General features: G+C 72.1%; 5 protein-coding genes and 1 pseudogene. 1 reads left to right on the top strand and 5 read right to left on the bottom strand.

Annotated elements, in window-relative coordinates:
* The first annotated feature begins 7 nt into the window (after window positions 1–7).
* Entirely contained in the window at window positions 8–241 is a 234-nt protein-coding gene (locus ABEB00_RS08755) for a DUF6480 family protein (RefSeq protein ID WP_345618493.1), read from the top strand.
* Between the two features lie 85 nt (window positions 242–326).
* On the opposite strand, the gene ABEB00_RS08760 is transcribed toward ABEB00_RS08755, so the two are convergent.
* The 5 genes and pseudogenes from ABEB00_RS08760 to ABEB00_RS08780 form a co-directional block, all read right to left on the bottom strand.
* Window positions 327–1,418 carry a glutamate--cysteine ligase 2 gene (locus tag ABEB00_RS08760; protein ID WP_345618495.1) on the bottom strand — a complete coding sequence of 364 codons (1,092 nt, stop codon included), beginning with the start codon at window positions 1,416–1,418 and terminating at the stop codon, window positions 327–329.
* Window positions 1,419–1,530: 112 nt separating this feature from the next.
* Entirely contained in the window at window positions 1,531–3,753 is a 2,223-nt protein-coding gene (gene glgB / locus ABEB00_RS08765) for a 1,4-alpha-glucan branching protein GlgB (RefSeq protein WP_345618496.1), read from the bottom strand.
* A gap of 1 nt (window position 3,754) precedes the next feature.
* Window positions 3,755–5,116, bottom strand: coding sequence for a maltokinase N-terminal cap-like domain-containing protein (locus ABEB00_RS08770; RefSeq protein ID WP_345618498.1), 1,362 nt, complete (start codon window positions 5,114–5,116; stop codon window positions 3,755–3,757).
* 28 nt (window positions 5,117–5,144) lie between these two features.
* Window positions 5,145–6,881: a maltose alpha-D-glucosyltransferase gene (treS, locus tag ABEB00_RS08775; RefSeq protein ID WP_345618500.1), complete on the bottom strand. Its 1,737-nt coding sequence runs from the start codon at window positions 6,879–6,881 to the stop codon at window positions 5,145–5,147.
* Window positions 6,878–7,372 (bottom strand): annotated as a pseudogene (locus ABEB00_RS08780) (DUF3459 domain-containing protein); the annotation flags it as partial. The pseudogene ABEB00_RS08780 and the gene treS, both read right to left, overlap by 4 nt.

Here is a 7,372-nt window from a genome sequence, read left to right on the forward strand (position 1 = left end):
GGTGGGCATGAGCTACACGAATCCCGACCCCGAGCCCGAACGCACCACCGGACTGGAACCAGGAGGCGGTGTACCGCCCGGTGAGACCCCGCCCGCGGAGAGCAGCATGCCCGGGGCCGGGCCCCTGGAGACGCACAACCCCACCAAGGGCTGGGGCAAGGGCCCGCTGACCGCGATCCTCGGCCTCGTGCTGCTCGTCGCGGCCGGTTTCCTCGCCTACGCCCTGGCCCTGATCTTCTGACCCGCCGATCCCGCTGGCCCGACTGATCCCACTGATTCCGCGACCCGCCACCGGCCTCGGAAGGAGACCGGTGCCGCGTCGTCTCTCACGTCCCCTGGGTGCGTCGTACGCACTCGGTGACGACGTCGCGCAGGCTGCCGGTGCGCTCCAGCAGTTCACGCTGCACCCGGGCGCCGTTGCCGTGCTCCAGCAGCTCCGCGACGGTTTCCCGGGCCCGGTCGAGGTCGCCGTTGGCCTCCAGCGCCGCGCCGACGTGCTCCAGCAGGTCCCGTACGACCGTCTCGGCCGGCGCGGGGCGCATGGTCACGGGGTGCAGCAGCTCCTCGGTCAGCCCGGCCCGGGCGGCCCGCCAGGCGGCCAGGCGCAGCAGGCTCACACTGTGTCCGGCCGGAGCCCTCTCCTCCCGCCACTCCTTGGCGGCGGTGTCCACCAGGGCGCGGGCCAGCGTGGCGATGAGCACCGCCGTGCCGGAGTCCAGGCAGACGTCCGCGACCCGGAACTCCACCGTCGGGTACCGCTGGGAGAGCCGGACGTCGAAGTAGATCATCCCCTCGTCGAGGATGGTGCCGGTGGCGACCATGTCCGCGACCCGCTGGTGGTAGGTCTGCGCCGAACCGAACAGCTCGGTGGGCCCGGCCGACGGCCAGCGCTGCCAGACCCGGCTGCGGTAGCTGCCGTACGCCGAGTCCCTGCCCTGCCAGAACGGGGAGTTCGCGCTCAGCGCGGTGAGCACCGACAGCCAGGGCCGCACCCGGTCGATGACCGCGACGCCCTCCTCGTCGGACTCCACGGAGACGTGTACATGGCAGCCGCAGACGAGCTGCTCGTGGACGACGACGCCGTACTGTTCCGCCATCCACCGGTAGCGGTCGTTCATGCTGACGGCGGGACTGACCGGGAGCGGCGAGGTGGCCAGCGCGGCGACGGCGCAGCCGATCCCGCCAGCGTGCCCGGCGGCCTCCTTGCGGCACCGCACGATCTCCTCGTGCAGCTCCGCCATGTCCGCCTGCGGATGCGTGGCGAACTCCAGCATCTGCTCGTGGAGTTCCTTCTCGAAGACGTCCTGTCCGGCGTCGTTCTGTTCGGCGCGGGCCAGGACGGCGGCGGACAGCGCCCGCGGCTCGCCGGACTCGGGATCGACCAGGAGGAGTTCTTCCTCCACTCCGACGGTGCGCAATTGATGCCGCCCCTTTCTGTGGACCATGCTGCGGCGACGACGAGGTTTCTCGGGTCGTGGGACCCGCCTGCCCCTTCGGGGGCGGTCGGACACCTGGTCGCGCCACCGGGTCTCACCGGGCGTTCGGCGTCAGCCACAGCGTGGCCAGCGGGGGCAGCGTGAGCGTGACGGTCCCGTCCGTCACCTCGGCCGGTTCCGGGTTGCCGACCCCGCCGCCGCCGTACCGCGCGGCGTCCGTGTTGAGGATCTCCCGCCAGGCACCGGCCCCGGCACCGACGCCGAGCCGGTGCCCGTGCCGGACGACGGGGGAGAAGTTCGACACCGCGAGCAGCGGCGTGCCCTCGGCGTCGTGGCGCAGGAAGGCGAAGACGTTGTCCTCGGCCGCGTCCACCGAGACCCACCGGAAACCGGCCGGATCGGTGTCCCGCTGCCACAGGGCCGGGGTGTCGCGGTAGCGCGTGTTGAGGTCACGGACCAGGTCCCGCACGCCCCGGTGGTCACCGGCCGAGTGGTAGCCCTCGTCCAGCAGCCACCACTCCGGGCCCTGCTCCTGCGACCACTCCGCGCCCTGTGCGAACTCCTGCCCCATGAAGAGGAGCTGTTTGCCCGGGTGGGCCCACATGTAGGCCAGATAGGCGCGGAGGCCGGCGCGCCGCTGCCACCAGTCGCCGGGCATCTTCGACACCAGTGACCGCTTGCCGTGCACCACCTCGTCGTGGCTGATCGGCAGCACGAAGTTCTCGCTGTACGCGTACACCATCGAGAACGTCATCTCGTGGTGGTGGTACTTGCGGTGCACCGGCTCGTGGGCGACGTACTCCAGCGAGTCGTGCATCCAGCCCATGTTCCACTTGAAGCCGAAGCCGAGGCCGCCGGTGTCGGTGGGCCGGGTCACCCCGCCCCACGCGGTCGACTCCTCGGCGATGGTCACCACGCCGGGGCAGCGCCGGTAGACGGTCGCGTTCATCTCCTGGAGGAACGCCATCGCCGCCAGGTCCTCCCGGCCGCCGTGGGCGTTGGGCTCCCACTGGCCGCTGTCGCGCGAGTAGTCCAGATAGAGCATGGAGGCGACCGCGTCGACCCGCAGGCCGTCGATGTGGAACTCCTCGCACCAGTACACGGCGTTCGCGACGAGGAAGTTGCGCACCTCGGTGCGGGCGTAGTCGAAGGTGTACGTGCCCCAGTCCGGGTGCTCCGCGCGCCGGGCGTCCCCGGGCTCGTACAGCGGGTCCCCGTCGAAGCGGGCCAGCGCCCAGTCGTCCTTCGGGAAGTGCGCCGGCACCCAGTCCATGATCACGCCGATCCCGGCCCGGTGCAGGGCGTCGACCAGGTACCTGAAGTCGTCCGGCGGGCCCAGGCGGGCGGTCGGCGCGTAGAAGCCGGTGACCTGGTAGCCCCAGGACGGGCCGTAGGGATGCTCGGCGACCGGCATCAGCTCGACGTGGGTGAAGCCGAGATCGGCGACGTAGGCGGGTAGTTCCGCGGCCAGGTCGCGGTAGGACAGGCCGGGGCGCCAGGACGGCAGGTGCACCTCGTAGACGGAGAACGGCGCCTCGTGCGGGGGCGTCGCCGCGCGTCCGCGCAGCCACTCGGCGTCGCTCCACTCGAAGTGCGAGGCCGTCACCACCGACGCGGTGTTCGGCGGCTCCTCGGCGCGCCGGGCCATCGGGTCCGCCTTGAGGGCCCGGTGGCCGTACCGGGAGTGGATCTCGAACTTGTACGTCGCGCCCTCGCCGATCCCGGGCAGGAACAGCTCCCACACGCCGGTCGAGCCCAGTGAGCGCATCGGGAACGCCGTGCCGTCCCAGTGCGTGAAGTCACCGGCGACCCGCACCCCCTGCGCGTTGGGCGCCCACACCGTGAAGCGGGTGCCCGCCACACCCTCGTGGACCATCGGCCAGGCGCCGAGCGCCCGCCACAACTGCTCGTGCCGGCCCTCGCCGATCAGATGCAGGTCCAGTTCCCCCAGGGCGGGCGGGAACCGGTACGGGTCGGGCGTCTCCCACGCCCCCTCCTCGTACTCCACCAGCAGCGTGTACACCGGGATCTGGGAAAACGGCAGTACGGCCGAGAAGAGGCCGTCCCCCTCCGGGGCGAGGGGGTGCCGCTCGCCGCCCGCGACCACGCTCACGGCGCGGGCGAAGGGGCGCAGCGCCCGGAAGGCGACACCGCCGGCGACCGGATGGGCGCCGAGCAGAGCGTGCGGGTCGTGGTGGGCGCCGGCCAGCAGGCGCCCCCGGTCGGTCGCGGCCAGGGGCGGCGCGGCGCCCACCGGACCGGCACCGGGCGTGGCGGGGCCGGACGGCTCGGGGAGCGAGGTGTCGCGCAGGGCCATGTCAGTCTCCTCTCACGGCGAGTCGTTCGATCGCCGCCATGGGTACGGGAAGCCAGTCGGGACGGTGCCGCGCCTCGTACAGCACCTCGTACACGGCCCGGTCCGTCTCGTAGGCACGCAGCAGGCCGTGCTTCTTGCGCGGGTCCCAGCCGGCCCTGGCGGCGTAACCCGCGCAGTACGCCTCCCGGCAGCGACGCGCCCACTCCGGACGCCACGGGCGGCGCTGGCGGGCGGCGTAGTCGAAGGAGCGCAGCATGCCCGCGATGTCCCGCACCGGGGAGTGGGCGCTGCGGCGCTCGCTGAGCGGCCGGGACGGCTCGCCCTCGAAGTCGATGACGAACCAGTTCCGCCCGGCCCGCAGCACCTGGCCCAGGTGCAGGTCGCCGTGGATGCGCTGGGCGGGGGGCCCGGCGTCGCAGGTGGTCAGCGCGGCGAAGGCGCCCCGCAGCCGTGCCACGTGGGGCTGGAGTGCCGGCACGCTGTGTGCGGCGGCGGTCAGCCGCTCGGTCATCGCCGTCGCCGTCCGGCCGTTCTCCGCGGCCGTACCGGCGGGGAAGGCCGCGGCCAGCGCGAGGTGCACGTCGGCCGTGGCCCGGCCCAGCTCGCGGGCCTGCGCGGTGAAGTCGTCGCCGGCGGCCAGCGCGTCCAGCGCGAGGGTCCAGCCGTCGCAGGCGTCGTGCAGGAACGGCTGGAGGACGCCGAGCGTCGCCTCGAACGGGTGCGAGGTGCGGAACCAGGCCACCGGCGCGGGCACCCGGCCGCAGCCCTGCCGGGCCAGCGCCCCCGGCACCTCCAGGTCCGGGTTGACGCCGGGCTGGACGCGCCGGAACACCTTGAGGATGAACTCGTCGCCGTAGACCAGTGAGGAGTTGGACTGCTCGGCGTCGAGCAGCCGGGGCACCAGGCGGGCGGGCACCGGCCGGGACGGGTCCGCCTCGAAGCGCAGCGGACCCGCCCCGCCGGGGCGGCGCAGCCGCTCCAGGAGCAACTGGGCCAGCCGCGGGTCGTGCAACGCGTCGTACACCGTCATCCCGGCCAGCGAGCCCTCGCTCACCTGCCCGATGAGTGCCCGGCCCAGGCGCGGCGAGGGCTGTGCGCGCACGCCGAGCAGCAACTGGTAGCAGTCGCCGGCCGGCGGCGCGCCGCCGGGGGCGGGCACCGTGCCGTGACCCGCGTGGACCAGCAGGTGCAGACAGCCCGGGAACAGCTCCGTCATCGACAGCAGGCCGAGGTCCGCCACCGGGCGGTCCTTGCCCGCGAACCAGCGCTGCCGGGGCAGCCACTCACGCAGCAGCGGGCCGAGCGACGCCATGTGCTCGGCGAGGGATGTGCGTCTGGAGCACGGGGGTGCGGTCTTCGGCATGGTGACGCGTCCTTTCCTCGGCCCGCTCTCACACTCGGCGGCCGATGCGGGATGCGACTCGGGTGAGCCGGAACCAGTAGAAGCCGTGGCCCCCGAGGGTGAGCAGGTACGGCAGTTCGCCGATGGCGGGGAAGCGGACTCCGCCGAACAGTTCGACCGGATGGCGGCCGGCGAACTCCCGCAGGTCGAGTTCGGTCGGCTGGGCGAAGCGCGCGAAGTTGCTCACGCACAGCACCACGTCGTCCTCCTTGTCCCCGTCCGGGGGGACTTCGCGCAGGAACGCCAGCACCGCCGGGTTGGACGAGGGCAGCTCCCGGTAGGAGCCGAGCCCGAAGGCCGGGTTCTGCTTGCGGATCTCGATCATCCGCCGGGTCCAGTGCAGCAGCGAGGACGGCGAGGCCATGGACGCCTCGACGTTGGTGACCTGGTAGCCGTGGACCGGGTCCATCACGGTGGGCAGGGAGAGGCGGCCCGGGTCGCAGGTGGAGAACCCGGCGTTGCGGTCCGGGGTCCACTGCATGGGCGTGCGCACCGCGTCGCGGTCGCCGAGCCAGATGTTGTCGCCCATGCCGATCTCGTCGCCGTAGTACAGGATCGGCGAGCCGGGCAGGGACAGCAGCAGCGCGGAGAACAGCTCGATGGTGTGCCGGTCGTTGTCGAGCAGCGGGGCGAGGCGGCGGCGGATGCCGATGTTGGCCCGCATCCGGGGGTCCTTCGCGTACTCGGCCCACATGTAGTCGCGCTCTTCGTCGGTGACCATCTCCAGGGTCAGCTCGTCGTGGTTGCGCAGGAAGATGCCCCACTGGCAGCCCGAGGGGATCGCCGGGGTCTTGGCGAGGATCTCCGAGACGGGGTAGCGCGATTCCCGGCGCACCGCCATGAAGATGCGGGGCATGACCGGGAAGTGGAACGCCATGTGGCACTCGTCGCCGCCGGAGGCGTAGTCGCCGAAGTAGTCCACGACGTCCTCGGGCCACTGGTTGGCCTCGGCCAGCAGCACGGTGTCCGGGTACTGCGCGTCGATCTCGTCGCGGACCCGCTTCAGGAAGTCGTGGGCGGCGGGCAGGTTCTCGCAGTTGGTGCCCTCCTCGGCGTACAGATAGGGCACGGCGTCCAGCCGGTAGCCGTCGATGCCGAGGTCCAGCCAGAATTTCAGCGCCGCCAGGATCTCCTCCCGCACGGCCGGGTTCTCGTAGTTGAGGTCCGGCTGGTGGGAGAAGAAGCGGTGCCAGAAGTACTGCTTGCGCACCGGGTCGTACGTCCAGTTCGACGCCTCGGTGTCCACGAAGATGATCCGGGCGTCCTGGTACCGCTTGTCGTCGTCGGCCCAGACGTAGTAGTCGCCGTAGGGGCCCTCGGGGTTCTTCCGCGACTCCTGGAACCACGGGTGCTGGTCGCTGGTGTGGTTCATCACGAAGTCGATGATCACGCGCATGCCGCGCTGGTGGGCGGCGTCCACGAACTCCACGAAGTCGGCCAGGTCGCCGAACTCGGGCAGCACGGCGGTGTAGTCCGAGACGTCGTACCCGCCGTCCCGCAGCGGTGACTTGAAGAACGGCGGCAGCCACAGGCAGTCCACGCCCAGCCACTGCAGATAGTCCAGCCGCGAGGTGAGGCCCTTGAGGTCGCCGACGCCGTCGCCGTTGCTGTCCTGGAAGGAGCGGACGAGGACCTCGTAGAACACCGCCCTCTTGAACCAGTCCGGATCGCGGTCCTTGGCGGGCGTGTCCTCGAAGGTGTCCGGCACGGGCTCGTTGACGGTCATGAGGCGGTCGGTCCTCCGTTCGGCACCGAGGCGGACGGGAGCCGGACGTGGAAGACGTGCGCGGGGGCCCGGCCGGGCTCCAGCCGCACGTAGTTCGTCGCGCCCCAGTGGTAGGTCTCGCCGCCGAGTTCGTCGTGCACCGGCACGGTGTCGTGCCGGCCGAGGCCGAGGTGCTCCAGGTCCAGCGAGATCCTGCCCTCCTGGGTGCGGTGCGGATCGAGGTTGACGACCACCAGCACGACGTCGTCGCCCGCGCGCTTGCTGTACGCGAGCAGCGCGTCGCTGTCGGTCGGGTGGAAGCGCAGATCACGCAGTTGGCGCAGGGCGGGGTGGGCGCGCCGGACGGTGTTGAGGCGGGTCAGGAGCGGGGCGAGGGTGCGGCCCTCGCGGGCGGCGGCCTCCCAGTCGCGTGGTGTGAGCTGGTACTTCTCGGAGTCGAGGTACTCCTCGCCGCCCTCGCGCAGCGGGGCGTTCTCGCAGAGTTCGTAGCC

Origin of the sequence: Streptomyces ziwulingensis (assembly GCF_039542605.1) — a bacterium.
Taxonomy (GTDB): domain Bacteria; phylum Actinomycetota; class Actinomycetes; order Streptomycetales; family Streptomycetaceae; genus Streptomyces; species Streptomyces ziwulingensis.